The 16,242-nt window shown below is 43.8% G+C and carries 12 protein-coding genes and 1 tRNA gene; 4 read left to right on the plus strand and 9 right to left on the minus strand.

The annotated features are described in order from the left end of the window. Window positions 1-98: 98 nt before the first annotated feature. Complete coding sequence (locus tag GTW09_RS17825) at window positions 99-275, plus strand: fatty acid cis/trans isomerase (protein ID WP_420809559.1); 177 nt, start codon at window positions 99-101, stop codon at window positions 273-275. On the opposite strand, the gene GTW09_RS16235 is transcribed toward GTW09_RS17825, so the two are convergent. From GTW09_RS16235 to GTW09_RS16245, 3 genes are all read right to left on the minus strand, one after another. Beyond that, window positions 276-1,373, minus strand: coding sequence for a mechanosensitive ion channel family protein (locus GTW09_RS16235; protein ID WP_338024974.1), 1,098 nt, complete (start codon window positions 1,371-1,373; stop codon window positions 276-278). A 175-nt stretch (window positions 1,374-1,548) separates the two neighbouring features. Beyond that, the gene (locus tag GTW09_RS16240) at window positions 1,549-4,659 is read right to left on the minus strand and encodes an efflux RND transporter permease subunit (RefSeq protein ID WP_163112713.1); all 3,111 of its coding nucleotides are present in this window, start codon (window positions 4,657-4,659) and stop codon (window positions 1,549-1,551) included. Window positions 4,660-4,661: 2 nt separating this feature from the next. After that, entirely contained in the window at window positions 4,662-5,909 is a 1,248-nt protein-coding gene (locus GTW09_RS16245; RefSeq protein WP_163112714.1) for an efflux RND transporter periplasmic adaptor subunit, read from the minus strand. A gap of 260 nt (window positions 5,910-6,169) precedes the next feature. On the opposite strand from GTW09_RS16245, the gene GTW09_RS16250 reads away from it, so the two are divergent. Next, the gene (locus GTW09_RS16250) at window positions 6,170-7,528 is read left to right on the plus strand and encodes a potassium transporter TrkG (protein ID WP_203565804.1); all 1,359 of its coding nucleotides are present in this window, start codon (window positions 6,170-6,172) and stop codon (window positions 7,526-7,528) included. Between the two features lie 40 nt (window positions 7,529-7,568). Here the strand turns inward: GTW09_RS16250 and GTW09_RS16255 are convergent, their stop codons facing one another. The 5 genes from GTW09_RS16255 to dcd all read right to left on the minus strand — a co-directional run bounded on the left by GTW09_RS16255 (window position 7,569) and on the right by dcd (window position 11,844). Then, entirely contained in the window at window positions 7,569-8,537 is a 969-nt protein-coding gene (locus GTW09_RS16255) for a nucleotidyl transferase AbiEii/AbiGii toxin family protein (RefSeq protein ID WP_163112715.1), read from the minus strand. Further along, complete coding sequence (locus tag GTW09_RS16260; protein WP_071979919.1) at window positions 8,518-8,922, minus strand: DUF6088 family protein; 405 nt, start codon at window positions 8,920-8,922, stop codon at window positions 8,518-8,520. The genes GTW09_RS16255 and GTW09_RS16260 overlap by 20 nt, the downstream gene beginning before the upstream one ends. Before the next feature lie 561 nt (window positions 8,923-9,483). Continuing rightward, window positions 9,484-9,560 (minus strand) — tRNA-Pro (locus tag GTW09_RS16265). Between the two features lie 103 nt (window positions 9,561-9,663). After that, window positions 9,664-11,103: an SLC13 family permease gene (locus GTW09_RS16270; protein WP_100971531.1), complete on the minus strand. Its 1,440-nt coding sequence runs from the start codon at window positions 11,101-11,103 to the stop codon at window positions 9,664-9,666. Between the two features lie 147 nt (window positions 11,104-11,250). Continuing rightward, a complete protein-coding gene (dcd, locus tag GTW09_RS16275) occupies window positions 11,251-11,844 on the minus strand; it encodes a dCTP deaminase (RefSeq protein ID WP_071979939.1) in 594 nt (197 codons plus the stop codon). A 179-nt stretch (window positions 11,845-12,023) separates the two neighbouring features. Between dcd and GTW09_RS16280 the strand changes: the two genes are divergently transcribed. Further along, window positions 12,024-12,872: an EamA family transporter gene (locus tag GTW09_RS16280; RefSeq protein ID WP_163112716.1), complete on the plus strand. Its 849-nt coding sequence runs from the start codon at window positions 12,024-12,026 to the stop codon at window positions 12,870-12,872. Window position 12,873: 1 nt separating this feature from the next. Here GTW09_RS16280 and apbC read toward each other — a convergent pair whose 3' ends face one another. Beyond that, window positions 12,874-14,025: an iron-sulfur cluster carrier protein ApbC gene (gene apbC, locus GTW09_RS16285; protein WP_163112717.1), complete on the minus strand. Its 1,152-nt coding sequence runs from the start codon at window positions 14,023-14,025 to the stop codon at window positions 12,874-12,876. Between the two features lie 108 nt (window positions 14,026-14,133). On the opposite strand from apbC, the gene metG reads away from it, so the two are divergent. Further along, on the plus strand, window positions 14,134-16,161 hold the full coding sequence (gene metG / locus GTW09_RS16290) for a methionine--tRNA ligase (RefSeq protein WP_163112718.1): 2,028 nt from the start codon (window positions 14,134-14,136) through the stop codon (window positions 16,159-16,161). Window positions 16,162-16,242: the final 81 nt, after the last annotated feature.

Consider the following 16,242-nt stretch of genomic DNA (forward strand, 5'->3'; position numbering starts at 1 on the left):
TCATGGCGTTTAACCTTCATTTGTTTTTGGCGAAAGATCTGATCACCAAACGTCATGAATGTTCCCTTTATTTTTTATCTTACTGAATTTTAGTCATTATTTGTGGGGATACCTCAGGGTCAGAACCGGATTATGCTGCACTGCTAGACGCCTACGGTGTGAGGCGCACAAACCCAAAATTTTGGGAATACGCCGACAACATGCATGAGTACTTTAAACGCAACTACCCCGTCGAGTTTGGCTATCTAGACTTTAATAGGCTAGAAAACAGATAGTTAAAGAATATTCTCTCCCGCCTCTGGGTCTCTTGAGTTGCGTGCCTGTTCTCTAATCTCATGGGCTTCAGAGGTCACATCATCACCTTCAGAGGGGGTTATAGCAGCTGATGATTCTTCATATTCATCGCTGCTTGGCTGTTGAGCACTAATAGACTCTTTCGAGCCATTTAAATTATGTTGAGGTTGTACGTTTTTCACCTCCAAACCTTGAGGAAATATCCGCTCTCTTGCGTCATCTGGCATGCTAATATTGGCATCCATAAAGGCTTGAGTAATATTGCGCATCAGTACTGAGGCCATTTTAAGTACGCTCGTTTCTTCTACATTTACCCAGAAATAAACCTTCACGTTGTAGGCTGACGCCCCAAGTGTATCAATTAGGATTTGGGGCTCAGGATCTTTTAGTACGTTTTGATGTGCTGCAATAACGTGCTGAGCAATACTCTGGGCTTGCTGAATATCGGCATCGTAACCTACCCCTATAACGAATTTGCCACGCATAAGTGGGTTGGCCGTAAGATTTTTAATAACGCCTTTATAAATTGTGGCATTAGGAATTTGAATATGATTGCCATCGAAATCGACCAAGGTGGTTGCTCTTGCTGTGACCTTTTGAATAATGCCAGTAAACTCGTTTATCTGAACAATATCGCCAATGCGAAACGGGCGCTGTATTGTTAACAGCAAACTTGAAATAAAGTTTTCTGCAATATCCCTAAAGGCAAAGCCTAGAATAAGCCCTACAACCCCAGTACCACTGACTACAGCAATAGCGAAACCGGTAAGCCCAGCCAGAAATAATAAAAGATAAATACCAAGCAATATAAGAACAATACTAATACTTCGCTGAATAACCGAACGCAGAAGTGGTGATGTTGTTGTGCGTGTTACTGGCTTTATGAGCAGTTTTGCAGCATGAGGCGCGAGAACAATAAACACCGCCATAACAATAATCCCCAATCCTAACCCTGGCAGGCGAAACAAAAAACTCTCCCACAGTTGGGCAAGCAATGATTGAGCATTAGACAGACTGGTAATTGCTCCACTCCCGGGATGAGATTGAACCTGGGTAAACACAGTAAAAAACCATTTCATTTGTGACAGCGTTGCAAACATAACCTTAATCCTTGGTGTATTGCCTGCTAAAAAACAGCGGCATTGTGAAGAGTTAAGCGCTGCATCAGCTTTTTATGCAGCACCAGTGAAAAGTGACACGGCGAAATTGACGCAGCGAAATTGGCGTAGCCACATTCACAGAGCAACATTACCCCTACTTGTCGCTGCCCCCGGCTTTATCGGCAAACTTTCGCACCCAAAAGAATAAAAAGGGCGCAAAAAACACAACGCAAACCGTGGTCATAGAAATACCGCCAAGCACGCCTATGCTTATAGCATTTTGTGCGCCAGAACCTGGCCCTGAAGCAAATGCCAATGGCATCACCCCTAAGATAAAAGTCAACGATGTCATAATAATAGGGCGAAAGCGTTGTTTTGCGGCGTCAAGTGCGGCATCAAATGCGTTAGCGCCTTCTTTGTAATTGCGCTGTGCAAACTCCACAATCAATATTGCATTTTTGGCAGCTAGCCCCATGGTCATTAGCAAGCCTACCTGAAAGTAAACATCGTTTGACTGCCCCGTTAACCACGTCGCCAACACAGCTCCACAAATACCAAGGGGCACCACCAGTATGATAGCCAGCGGAATGGCCAAACTTTCATATAGCGCAGCCAATATCATAAACACAACAGCAACGGTAATACTGTAAAGCAGTAACGTTTGGTTACCACTTTCCTTTTCTTCATATGACAGACCAGTCCAAGCAATATCGAAACCATCGGGCAGTGACTGGGCAATACGCTCTAGCTCTGCCAGCGCTTGCCCCGAACTTACCCCAGGAGGTGTTGAGCCCTGTATTTCTCTAGACGCGATGCCATTAAAGCGAGTGAGCTTTGAAGGCCCGAAAGACCAATTACCAGCTGCTATTTGACTAAGCTTTACCATAGTTCCGGCACTGTTGCGTACATACCAATCATCTATGTCTTTTGGCAGCATGCGATATTGCTGCTCGGCCTGAACGTAAACCCGTTTTATCCGACCACTATCAATAAAGTCATTAACGTAACGACCTCCTAAAGCAACGCTTAGGGTTTGATTGACCGTTGAAATTGGCACTCCAAGTGCGAGGGCCTTCGGAGTATCTATATCTAAATTATATTGCGGATTATCAGCCAGACCATTAAAGCGCACTTGAGTTAGCATTGGGCTGCTATTCGCTTCTGATAATAGCTGCTGAGTAGCCTTTTTCATCGCCTCATGCCCTGCCCCTTCGCGATCTATTAGCTGAAGTTGAAACCCACTTGCATTCCCTAATGCACTAACAGGAGGCGGAACGAGAGGAATAATCATGGCATCTTTCACTGGCGCCAGCGCTTTCGCCGCTTTCTGCTTAATATTGAAAACACTGTTTGCTTCGCCACGCTGCTCCCAGTCTTTCATCTTAACAAACGCTATTCCCACGTTTTGCGCTTGGCCTGCAAAGCTAAAGCCCGCTGCCGTGAATAGCCCGTCTACAGCACCGTTGCTGCCGTCCAAATAAAAGTCTTCAACTTTAGCCATTTTTTCTCGTGTTTGTTGAAGAGTTGAACCAGGTGGACCGGTTACCAAAGTGAACATTCTACCTTGGTCTTCTTGCGGTAAAAATGATGTTGGTATGCGTAAAAAGATCCATGCACCTGCAGCAACAAGTAGAACGAACACCCCAGGCAATATCAGCTTATTGTTGATTAACTTTTCTAGTAGCTGGCCTTGCGCATTTTTGACACCATCGAACCCTTTGTTGAACTTATGTAGCAAGCCGCCCTGTTTCTTTTTATCACTAGACTGCAAGAACAGCCCGCATAGCGAGGGGGAAAGCGTAAGCGCAATAAACAAGGAAATCCCCATAGCGACAGATATTGTAATAGCGAACTGTCGATAAATAACGCCCACCGAGCCACTGAATAACGCCATGGGTAAAAATACCGCCCAAATAACAACGGTTGTGCCAACCAAAGCCGATGATATTTCAGCCATGGCTTTTTTCACGGCTTCTTTAGGGGTGAGTTCGCTGTCTTCCTCCAGCTTTCTTTCCGCATTTTCAGTAACCACAATGGCATCATCTACCAACATGCCTATAGCAAGCACCAACGCAAACATAGTAAGCACATTGATTGAGTAACCAAATAACAGCAGAAAACTTAGGGTGCCGAGCAAAACGATGGGAATGGCTACCGCAGGAATAAGAGTAGCCCGAAAGGTTTGCAAAAAGATATAAATCACCAGCACCACCAGCACTACGGCAATACCCAGGGTTTCTAATACGTTAAAAATTGAGGCTCGGATAAAAGGCGAGGTATCTACTGGGTAGGCTATTTCCAGGTCTTCAGGAATAATTGTTTTAAATTCATCAATTCGTGCTTTTAGCGCTTCTATAGTGGCAAGCGCATTGGCTGAAGGCGATAATTCTATGGCAATACCCGACGCAGGTTTTCGATTCCAACGCCCAAGTACGCGGTAGCTTTCTGCTCCCACCTCAACGCGAGCAACGTCACCTAAAGTTAAATTTGCCCCACTTGTGTTTGAACGAAGCAAAATTTGTTTAAACTCCTCAGGGGTAGTAAGTAACGATTGCGCCGTAATGGTAGCATTAAGTTGTTGCCCTTCAACGGAAGGTGCGCCACCTATTTCACCGGTCGCTAACTGCACGTTTTGCTGTTCTATGGCATCAATGACATCAAGCGCGGTGATGTTGTAATTATTCATGGCATTGGGATTAAGCCATATCCGCATGGCATGTTCTGGGCCAAAGGTTTGTATTTGCCCAACGCCATTAATTCGGCTTAGCGGTTCTTCAAGATTAGAAACCAAAAAATCTGAAATTTCATTGCGATTCATTTTTCCGCTTTTGGAAAAGAAACTTACTAGCAGTGCATAGCTGTTGCCCGCCTTCTCAACCGACACGCCCAATTGCTGCACAATAGGAGGTAAGGCAGACTGAGCCTGAGACACTTTATTTTGAGTTTGAACCTGTGCAATGTCTGGGTCTGTGCCGGGTTCGAAGGTAAGTGTAATTGACGCAGTTCCGGCTGATGAACTTTGCGACTGAATGTAGCGCAAGTTATCTATGCCAGTAAGACTTTTTTCAATAACCTGGGTAACGGTTACTTCCAGCGTTTCAGCCGAGGCCCTCGGATAGTTTGCTGAAATAGATACTTTGGGCGGTGCAATGTTCGGATATTGTTCAAGGGGTAAGCTGAGCATTGAAAATACTCCGCTACCCATAATCAATAGCGCGATAACACAGGTAAATATGGGGCGATTAATAAAGAAGCGTGAAAACATAATTAGTCCTGCTCCCCATTCGTTCCTTTTTTACCCTGCATTTCGGTTTTTTGGCCTTGCGTTTCTTCTTGCCTTTTTGCATTGAGACGTTCCGGTTTTACCGGCTGGCCCTCTTGAAGCATCATAGTGCCTTCAACAATAAGCCGATCCCCCTCATTCAACCCCTTTTTTACTATCCATTTGTTTTCAAATGCGCTACCAGTAGTAACTTCTCGCTTACGCGCTTTAGCATCGCTATCTATCAACCAAACGTGCTTAGCGCCTTTTGCGCTCATTTTTACGCTTTTTTGAGGAACAATAACAACCTTGTTAGCCCTGTCGTCTTGAATTGCACCACGGACAAAAAGCCCAGGGAGCAATACGTTATCGGGGTTTGGAAATACGGCACGCAGCCTAATAGTACCAGTTTGATTATCTACCGCTAAATCTGCTGCCTGAAGCTTTCCCTCATGTGCATAGGGCTCATCCGAGCCTAAAAATAATGTTACGGTTTCGTTGCCTTCATTTTCTCTGATTCCAGATTTAATAAGCTGTGTGTACATCTGTTGCTGATCGTTTGCCGACAAAGACAAGTCGACATAAACAGGATCTAGTTGTCGAATAGTGGCAAGTGGCTGTTCCTGCTGCTGCGAAACCAGTGCGCCCTTTGTTACGCTAGAGGGGCTGATAAAACCAGTTATGGGTGCGTACACTTTGGTGTAAGCTAAATTTATTCTGGCTGTTTTCAGTTGCGCCTGCGCTTGTGCAAGCGAGGCTTCGGCCTGAGTTAACTCTGTTTCTGCATCGTCAAACGCTTGCTGGCTGAGAACGTCTGAGGCCGCTAAACTATCGTAGCGATTCACCACCGATTGGGCGTTTTCCACCCTTGCCTGCGCATTGTTGTAACTTGCTTGCGCCGACTCAAAATCAGCTTGATACCGATTAGGCTCTATTTGATAGAGCTGCTCGCCCTCTTCTACTATGGAGCCTTCTGTGAACATGCGCTTTTGTACAATACCACTTACCTGCGGTCTTACTTCAGCCACTTGAAATGGAACAACTCGGCCTGGAATCTTATTAACAATGGGCGTTGATTGAAAAGAAACCTCAATATAGCCCACTGGAGCAGCAGGTGCGCTTTTAGAACTTTCACTCGATGAGGTATTGGATGAAGATGGCTTTGACGATTTTTTATCGTCACTACAACCCTGTACCAAAAACAGAAGAGAAAGCGATATTACTACCGCTACAACACTGACACGTTTATTCATTTTTCCATGCTCTTTATTTGATGATATCAAAAGGACGAAGACGTTTAATCCATTAGGTTGTTTATCGCGTCAGCGAAAATAATCTATCGCGATGTTTTGGGAATAATAGGCAGATAACAACCAAAACTCGCAAATTGCTACGAATTCCAAAGGCAATAAAGATCAAACTAAATATGCGGCACTCTGATCTTTTACCCATTCAGTAGTCTAACTATGGTTGTAAAAATAAATTCAAAAGCCTGCAATTTAGCAATCAGATTGTGAGGAAAATAAACCTGAATAGTGCAAATAAAAAAATTAATAACTCTGTATTTTCAAAGTCACCTACTGTGTTACTTGTGTATGGCTATTTATTTTTTCTGGTAATCGCATTTTTGCTTCTCAACCTGCCTTTCGCAAAAACGGCGCAGATAGATTGGCTAGACACACTGTTTATGGCCACCTCAGCGGTTTCCACTACAGGACTTATCACAGCTCAACCTGGCTCAGATTATTCCTTTTTTGGGCAGCTAGTAATATTGTTAATTATTCAGATAGGCGGTATTGGATATATGACATTTGGCTCGTTCATCCTCATTGCGTTAAAAGCGAAAATGTCGAAAGATTCCCTTAAAAAAGGCTTACAGGTAAACAAAAGAGAATTTGCGTTCCCAAAAGAATTTAAGCCAAGTGAATTTGTAAAAAAGGTAATTCTTTTTACTCTTATCGTAGAATTTACTGGCGCTTTATTTCTGTCTTATATATTTATTCAAAGCGGTGAGAATATGCCGATTTGGTCGGCTATTTTTCACAGCGTAAGCGCATTTTGCACTGCCGGATTTAGCCTTATGACAAATAGTTTTCAATACTATCGGGGTGATTTGGCAGTGAATGCCATTATCTCTACTCTGTCTTTACTCGGTGCCATAGGCTTTATCGTGATGGTAGATGTTTGGAACGTAGTTAAATCGCCCAAGCGCTCCCCTCAATTTTCCACAACAATTATTTTAAAAGTTACAATAGTACTGCTCATGTTAGGCACTGTTTTCATCGCCCTCACGGACCCCACATTAAACAACTTATCTTGGTCTGAGCGTTGGATGACCGCATTTTTTCAAACTATGACGGCTAGCACCACTGTAGGGTTTAATACCTACAATGTCGCCGAATTAAATATTGCCTCGGTTTTCTTGTTATATTTTTTGATGTTGTTCGGCGCGTCGCCCTCAGGAACTGGCGGTGGTTTGAAATCGACAACACTGGCTGCACTTTTCGCTATCGTGCGTAGCACGCTGAAAAGGCGAGAATGGATAAGTTTTGATGGTAAAAAACTGCCTATAGACAAGCTTCAGGTGGCGGCGAGCAGCTTTATTTTCGCTACAGGTATTCTTTTTATCGCCATTCTCATTTTACTCGTGACTGAGAGTGCACCAATGAGTTGGATCATATTTGAAGCTCTTTCTGCACTTGGTACCGTTGGCCTCAGTATGGGGCTAACCACGGAACTGAGTTCAACAGGTAAATTCGTTATTATGATTTTGATGTTTATGGGCAGAGTAGGTATTTTGACGTTTGGTATATTCTTGTCGCTCAAAGAAGATGATAAAGAGAGCGAGAACGAAGAAGAATTGATGCTATGACTGTGTTTGAACCAAAGCCAGTAAAGCAATTATTACCTAACTAATTTTTGCTTAATCCAACATAATCCAATACTTCATTGGCCAATTTGGTGAATACCGCTAACGCATTGTCCCAATTCACTGGGCTTTCTGCATAAACCATTGGACTCACGTAGCTGTTGTACCTTTCCTCAAACTTGGGATCATCAGTCAGTAGTTGTAACCCGAAACACAACTCTTCGATGGGAGATTCAACCATTTGTGGATGCTGATTACCGAAACGTTCAACATCTAATTCAATGGCGATTGTCACTACTTTGCTAAGCGATTCTATATTTGCTGGTTGAGCCTTTTGGATATGGTACGTGTCGTAGATATGCCTGATTAGTGTTTCGTCGTCATCACGTTCATGATTTCTGGCGACGCTTGCCGTTCTGCGCATCATTGATAACAGTTTTTCAGCTTGAGTCTCTAAGATTGCAGCGCATGCCATGTTTTTTATTTCGATATCAGATTTGAGGACTTCGGCATAGATAGATTGAATGCTTTTAGATTCAGCTTCATCTAAGAGAACTGATTCGATGAATTCCAACTTAATAAAAGGTCGCAGGCAAGGTGCTTGCTGGTATGCTTGAGGATAACGAATATCAAAACTGAAGTAGCGATATTCATCGCTTACAGTAGCTTGTTCTTCAATGGAAAAGGTGCTGCTCTCTGTTATCAAAAACTCAATATGCTGCTTAACCGCTTTACGAGCCTTTCGCCTAGCGTTTCGTGATGTTAGATTATTAAGTGCCTTTTTGGGAACCAGCTTAATATCGATATCTTCCGACATGCGATACGTTTTGAAGGCAGACTTAGCAAGTGCAGTGCCGCCCGTGAATACCAACTGGTGGTGTTCGAATTCGATTATCGATAGGTGCTTTAATAGTTGGACAACATAGTAGTCCTTTTCGACAATTGCCGGGTTGCCTAGCCCTATGGCGTCGGCAACATCGACAAATAGCGAGCTATCGAGCTTCGTTGACACGCTGCTTACCTACGGTAATTTTACGGGTAAAGCGTGGATCGGTTGGAACAATTTTAACACTAGCTGGAATTTGCGTACTCTGGCCTGAAAAGTTCATGTTCGACAAATCATCGAACTTGTAGTCTACATCTAATCTTTCCATAGCTTCTATTAGTACACCATCAGCACCCGCAGCATTATCCGGCATTAATTTACCTGTAATGCGATTGACTCTGGCACGGGCATAAAGCCCGTAACCTATCTTCATCAACAAGCCTTCACGAGCAAGATTTCTAAGGCCTCGACCTACTTGGTCGTAGTCAGCTATATCTTTAAAATCAGAGCGCAAAAAAACAGAACGCTTAGAACGCTTGACTCTTGTCTTTATTCTGTCTTGTATCGTCATCTGCCACCCCCTATGCATATTGACTATATAATAGGCAAAAATACGACATTTTTCAACCGCAAAAATACGACACTAAGATGACGCAAAAACACGACACAAAAATAAAATAATTAACAATTAAAATAAATAGTTATGTGATTCCAAATACAGAAAATATATCACAGCGCAGACGGATGAAATCGCATGTACGTCTCATTCAACTTGCTCTGCACAATATGCGTGTATAAGTGCGCAGTAGAAAGGGCTAGATATGCCTGAATCTGGCGAGGGTTAGCACCATTGCTAAGCATTTGTGTTGCGGCTCAATGACGCAACACTCTATAGTGAGGGACTAAAAGCCGTATGCATACAAAGTTACTAAGCTGAAATTTATCAATTATTGCGCTCCGACTTTTGGCGCTTTTTACTATTTTTCAATCAGCCCTTTGTGGAAGATTATTTAACACCAAAGATTTTATTAACATGGATCTGAATTAACAGGAGTTTTTAAGCGGGTAGATTGCAGTAAGTACACAAACTGAATTTTAGAACTTGGGGTATCGCTGAAAGCGAGGAAGAAGTTGGTCGGTGTGAGAGGATTTGAACCTCCGACCCCTGACACCCCATGACAGTGCGCTACCAAGCTGCGCCACACACCGACCGAAAGAGCGTGTAAGTCTACTCAAATAAATCAACAATGCAACGACATTTAGCAATTAAGGCACTCAAGCGCTTAATTGCTAACCAGTTCTTTGAAATTACCTATGCAAGGGTGACATAACAAACGCCTGTCACCACTATAGCAACAATGACGTTGAGTACTATTCCTTCTCTGGCCATGGTTTTTATATCAAACTTTTCTGTTGAATACGCAATCGCGTTTGGCGCAGTTGCCACAGGTAACATAAAAGCACAGCTTGCGCTAATAGCAGCGGGGATCATAAGTAGTTTTGGATCTACGCCAACGGCTATTCCAGCTGCGGCTAATATAGGCATGAGCAGAGTTGATGTGGCGGTGTTAGACGTTATTTCAGTCAAAAACGTAACGAATAAACATATGCCCAATATCAGCAGGATTACCGGCAAAGTTGAAAGGCCGGTTAACCACGTCCCCATTAACACGCTCAACCCAGATGCAGTGAAGGCTTTAGCAATACAGATACCTCCAGCAAATAGCAGTAACATTCCCCAAGGAATATCGTTTGCGGTTTTCCAGTTTAACAACTTATCTCGGTTGCCTTTTGCATCAGGCTTTCCATCATCATTACCGCTATTGGTTAAAAACATAGCGGCAACGCCTGCAACCGCAATTGTGCTGTCACTTATTGTGGTTACACCTAGCCATGCTGTCCAAAATGGGCGAAATATCCACGCCATGGCTACGGTACCAAATATGGCTAGCACGCGTTTCTCCGCTCTCGACCATGTGCCTGGAACGGGTAAATCTATATTGCCCACTACGCTTATTCCACGGGCTAGCCATAATGCCATGATAGGTACGGCCAAAATAACGATAGGGATACCGGTTTTCATCCAATCTAAAAAGCTGTATTCAATACCCTGAGTTTCTTCATAAACACTCATAAAGATGATGTTCGGTGGAGTTCCTATAGGCGTGCCTACCCCGCCCACGCTAGCAGCGTAGGCAATACCCAAAATTAGGGCAACACCAAAACGAGGATTATCTACCGCGTTGATAATGGCGATAGCCATGGGCAACATCATCAGTATGGTAGCAGTATTACTTATCCACATACTGAGAACCGCTGTGGTTAGCATAAAACCCAATATCAACTTTATCGGGCTGCCGCTACCCGTAAGACGAAGCATATAGATGGCAAAACGTTTGTGCAGATTTGCTCGCTCTAATGCTTTAGACAGCATAAATGCCGCCATCAGCAAAATAATAACGTGACTGCCTAGAGCAGAAGCGGCCTCACTATGAGAAAGCACACCAAACAGAGGAAATAGCGCAAAAGGCAATAAGGAGGTAGCTGGAATAGGAAGCGCTTCGGTAACCCATAAAATGGCAACAAACAAAGTGATAGCGGCAGTGAAAATTATTTCACTGGGCTGCCCTACAAACCACAATGCGAGTCCACTCGCACAAGCGACTAAGAACGCGATGCCTATTATCAAGTTTTTTGATGTGGACGTTGTTTGAGGTGAGTTATTTTTATTTGTTTGAGGCGTAGTGTCCATTGCGCTTCCCAGTTACTCGTCGTATTTATTATTGATTTTATTTACTTATATAAGTACTACCAGTAATTGAAGGGAAACGCACTACCTAATCACCGCTTTGAAGGTTGAAAGTATTTCTCTCGTGTTTTGTTGGTAATGCCTTTGCTGCTACTTGCGTTGCTCATCGGATGAAATACGGCTTGCAATAGCACCATCTTGGCCTTTGTATTTTGCGTCCACTCTGGCGTTATAAGGTTTCTCTGCCGGACTTGATAGCACTTCAAAACTGATAGCCCCAATCTTCATACCTGGGCGAAGTGCCAGTGGCAACTTTCCACTGTTATAAAATTCCAACACAATGTTCCCAGACCAACCTGGGTCGATTCTATGGGCAGTTACGTGCACCATTAAACCTAGGCGAGCTAGCGAAGAGCGACCATCTAACCAACCTACGATGTTGTCTGGCAGGGTTACCGACTCTAAAGTAACAGCAAGGGCTAACTCTTTAGGATGAAGGAAAAAGGCTTTACCCTCTTCAAGCTCAATTTCATCACTCATAACATGGTCGAGCGCTTCTTGAACTTCAACTTTCGGGCCGCTTAAATCAATGAAAGGTGCTTGATGCTCTTCAAACACCCTAAACTTGTTACCTAAACGAATATCTACCGTTACACCGCTTATCTGGTCGTAGCTTGGTGTGGGTTCTATTTTAATTTTGCCGTCTTGCAGGTATTGATTAATATCGCGGTCACACAAACGCATGATGGTTTCCTCATTTCATTTGGCGGCTATTATGCGTATGTCAGGCAGTCCAATCAACTGCTAGAAGGCTTGTTTTATGTGGTTTTAACAATCTTATTTTTTTAACTCTGAAATCAATTAGTCAGTTGCCATCTTTATTGCATTAGCTATCATTGCTTTTTATCTCTCCGTCATTTTTTATGTCAGCCATTAATCGACAATATCTTATCGCTGTAATCTGTGTGCTTGTTGCAATGATCACCATTCAATCAGGCGCATCACTGGCGAAGCAGCTTTTTCAGCAAGTAGGTGTATTAGGCACAATTACTTACAGAGTGGGCTTTGCTGCCATTATGCTCTGCTTGGTGTTTAAGCCTTGGCGCAATAAACCTGAACAGCTACCATCCATTGTTGTTTATGGCTTGTGTTTAGGGGGAATGAACACTGCATTTTATTTCGCCATCGAGCGTATTCCCATTGGCATAGCTGTTGCGCTTGAATTTGTCGGGCCTCTGATGGTTGCAATTTTTTCATCTAAAAATAGAGTAGATTTGTTGTGGGCATTTATGGCGATAATTGGTCTTGTATTGTTACTACCCGACTTGAGAGCCGCCGACGGGCTTGATCCACTGGGCTTTATTCTGGCACTAGGGGCCGGAGCCTGCTGGGCAGGTTATATTTTATTCGGTAAAAGAACAGGTGAAAGTGGTTCTTCGGGAGCAATCGTTGCTTTGGGCATGCTAGTGGCCGCCGTTGCAATAGTGCCATTTGGTATTGCTATTCACTTTGATGAATTAATGAATGTAGCACTTATTCCCACTGGAATAGGTATTGCTCTTTTATCAAGTGCTTTACCCTACAGTTTAGAAATGATTGCGCTTAGAAAAATGCCATCTCAAAGTTTTAGTATATTAATGAGTGTAGAGCCTGCCATTGCTGCACTAGCCGGCTTTATTATACTTGGCGAGCTATTAACCCTGTGGCACTGGCTCGCCATTGCATTGGTAATAAGTGCGTCTATTGGCACTGCAGCAACACCAAAAAGCTAAGTTAGCTACCCACAACCCCTATTGGGTCGCCTTTTATATGCTTATTACTGTTTTCTCTTGGTGATAGCGTAAATGCCAACTGCATAGAAATAGCCCTCGCAGCCTCTTGATAACTGGCCGCTATAGGGCTCTCAGGCGCGCCAATCAGCAATGGGGTTCCGGCATCGCCGTGCTCTCTAATGTGAATATCTAAGGGGAGCTGCCCTAACAGCGGTAAACCATGCCGCTCGGCAAGTTGTTCACCACCGTCTCTAGAAAACACATAGTCTTTGGTACCACATGCACGGCACTGGTAATAACTCATATTTTCCACTAACCCAAGCACAGGCACGTCGACTTTTTCAAACATACTAATGCCCTTTTGAGCATCGGCTAAGGCTAAATCTTGTGGCGTGGTAACGATCACCGCTGCCGTAAGCGGAACTTGCTGGGCCATAGTTAATTGAATGTCACCTGTGCCTGGTGGCATATCAACTATTAAATAATCCAATACAGGCCATAGGGTTTCGTTTAATAGTTGCGTAAGCGCTCTACTTGCCATAGGGCCCCGCCATACTGCGGCGTCGTCTTGAGGCACTAAATACCCGATAGAGTTAGCCACTAACCCGTGTGCCTCCAACGGCTGCATGTGCTTATTGTCCTCACTCTCTGGATGATCGTTGGTGTTACCTAACATAATAGGAATGGAAGGCCCGTAAATATCGGCATCTAAAATACCCACTCTGGCACCTTCTTTCATAAGTGCAAAGGCAAGATTGATACTGGTTGTCGACTTCCCTACCCCACCTTTGCCGCTAGCCACAGCGATAATATTCTTGATATTCGTAATGGGTGGCAGCTTGGTGTGTTGGCTAGTAATTTGTGTTGTAAATACAAGCTGAGCGCTGTGAAACTCGCTCTTTAATTGGCTCTTTAATTCACTAATCACTACGTCTTTGAGATGAGCTAGCTGGCTATTCATACAAAAAGGCAGTGTTACTTGCACTGTTTGACTTTTATCGCTGCTACCAGCATCGCGTGCACTGGCATTACTGCGGCTATCTTCTATAGTGCTACACCACAAAAGTGTCTCATCAGTGCTTACACTAAAATAGTTGGCTAAAATAGCAGCAACCTTTTGGGCAACTGGCTCGGCTTTACGAGAAAAGAACATAAATTGCCTTACAACCTGTAGAATTGTTTGAATTACGTAATGCAAAAAACGCGGTTTTCCGCTAGTATTTGCAGCCATTTTGAAACGCAAAGAATCAATAACGTCATTATGTCAGAAAAACGCCGAATTCTGGTAACCAGTGCGTTGCCATACGCAAATGGCTCTATTCATTTAGGGCACTTGCTTGAACACATTCAAACAGACATCTGGACTCGTTTTCAGCGCCTTCGCGGAAACGAATGTTACAGTGTTTGTGCCGATGATGCACATGGCACACCGGTTATGCTTAAAGCGCAAGAGCTAGGTATAACGCCAGAAGAAATGGTTGCCCGGACGCGTGCAGAACACCACCAAGACCTCATTGATTTTCACGTAGATTACGACAACTACTATGTAACCCATTCGCCAGAAAACAAGGCATTTTGTGAAGAAATCTATTCTCGCCTTGATAATGCCGGTTACATTAGCAAACGTGTTATCAACCAGCTTTTCGACCCTGAAAAAGAGATGTTTCTGCCAGATCGTTTTGTAAAGGGTACGTGCCCAAGCTGCGGTGCAGAAGACCAAAACGGTGATAGCTGTGATGTATGTGGTGCTACTTATAGCCCAACAGAAGTGAAAAACCCACGAAGCGTAGTATCTGGTGCTACACCAGTACTCAAAGAGTCTGAGCATTTCTTTTTCGACTTACCCAAGTTTGAAGACATGTTGAAAACGTGGATCCGATCTGGCGCGCTGCAAGAAGAAATGGCGAACAAACTACAAGAGTGGTTCACAGAAGGTCTTCAGCAGTGGGATATCAGCCGCGATGCTCCGTACTTTGGCTTTGAAATTCCAGGCGCTCCCAACAAGTTTTTCTACGTTTGGGTAGACGCTCCCGTTGGCTATATGGCCAGCTTTAAAAACTTCTGCGACCAAAACAGCCTAGAGTTTGATGATTTCTGGAAGGCTGACTCTACCGCTGAGCTTTACCACTTTATTGGTAAAGACATTACGTATTTCCACTGCCTGTTTTGGCCTGCCATGTTAGAAGGCGCCGGATATCGTAAGCCTACTGGGGTGAATATCCACGGGTTCGTTACGGTAAATGGTGCAAAAATGTCGAAGTCTCGCGGTACCTTTATAAAAGGTCGTACTTACTTAGACCACTTAAATCCAGAGTACCTGCGTTATTACTTCGCGTCTAAATTAGGCGATGGTGTGACGGATATCGATCTTAACTTCACTGACTTCGCTCAGAAAGTAAATTCAGACCTAGTGGGTAAGGTTGTTAACATTGCGAGCCGTTGTGCTAGCTTTATTACCAAGCGTTTCGACGGCAAACTATCAGACAACGTCATTGAGCCAGAGTTAATAGCCGAATTCCAAAATGCTGCAGATGGCATCGCTGACTTATTTGAAAAGCGTCGTTATCACCAAGCTATACGCGAGATTATGGCACTAGCAGACAAGGCGAATCAGTTTATTGATAACAACGCCCCTTGGGTAACGATAAAAGACGAGACCAAACAGCAATTTACCCATGACGTATGCTCATTGGGTATCAATATGTTCCGCTTGTTGGTGATTTACCTTAAGCCAGTTTTACCTGTTTTGGCTGAGAAAGCGGAAACCTTCTTAAATGATGAGTTTAACTGGGAGTCGCTTCAAACATTGCTTAAAGGGCACGCTATCAATAAATTTAAACCTATGATGCAACGGGTAGAAATGGAGAAAATAGACGCTATGGTTGACGATTCAAAAGAAAGTTTAGCTCCTCAGCAGCCTGCTGTTGCACCTGATAGCCCGCTAGCAAAAGATCCTATTAGCGAGACTATCTCGTTTGAAGATTTTGCAAAAGTCGACCTTCGTATTGCACGCATAGCCAATGCTGAACACGTTGAAAAAGCAGACAAACTACTGCGCTTAGAGCTAGATTTGGGCGGCGAAACCAAGCAGGTATTTGCTGGTATTAAATCAGCCTATGCGCCAGAAGCTTTGATAGGCAAACATACCGTTATGGTTGCCAACCTAGCGCCGCGCAAAATGCGCTTTGGATTAAGTGAAGGCATGGTACTTGCCGCCGGACCTGGTGGTGACGAGCTCTATATTCTAGAGCCTCATGAAGGCGCGAAACCCGGTATGCGTGTGAAATAGGCAAAAAAAGCGATTAGAAGAGAGTTTGCGTATCTAAAAACGCAAACCCAAGGCCATGTTTAGCTAGCTATTACACAGCTG

The organism is Alteromonas hispanica (assembly GCF_010500915.1).
Lineage (GTDB): Bacteria > Pseudomonadota > Gammaproteobacteria > Enterobacterales > Alteromonadaceae > Alteromonas > Alteromonas hispanica.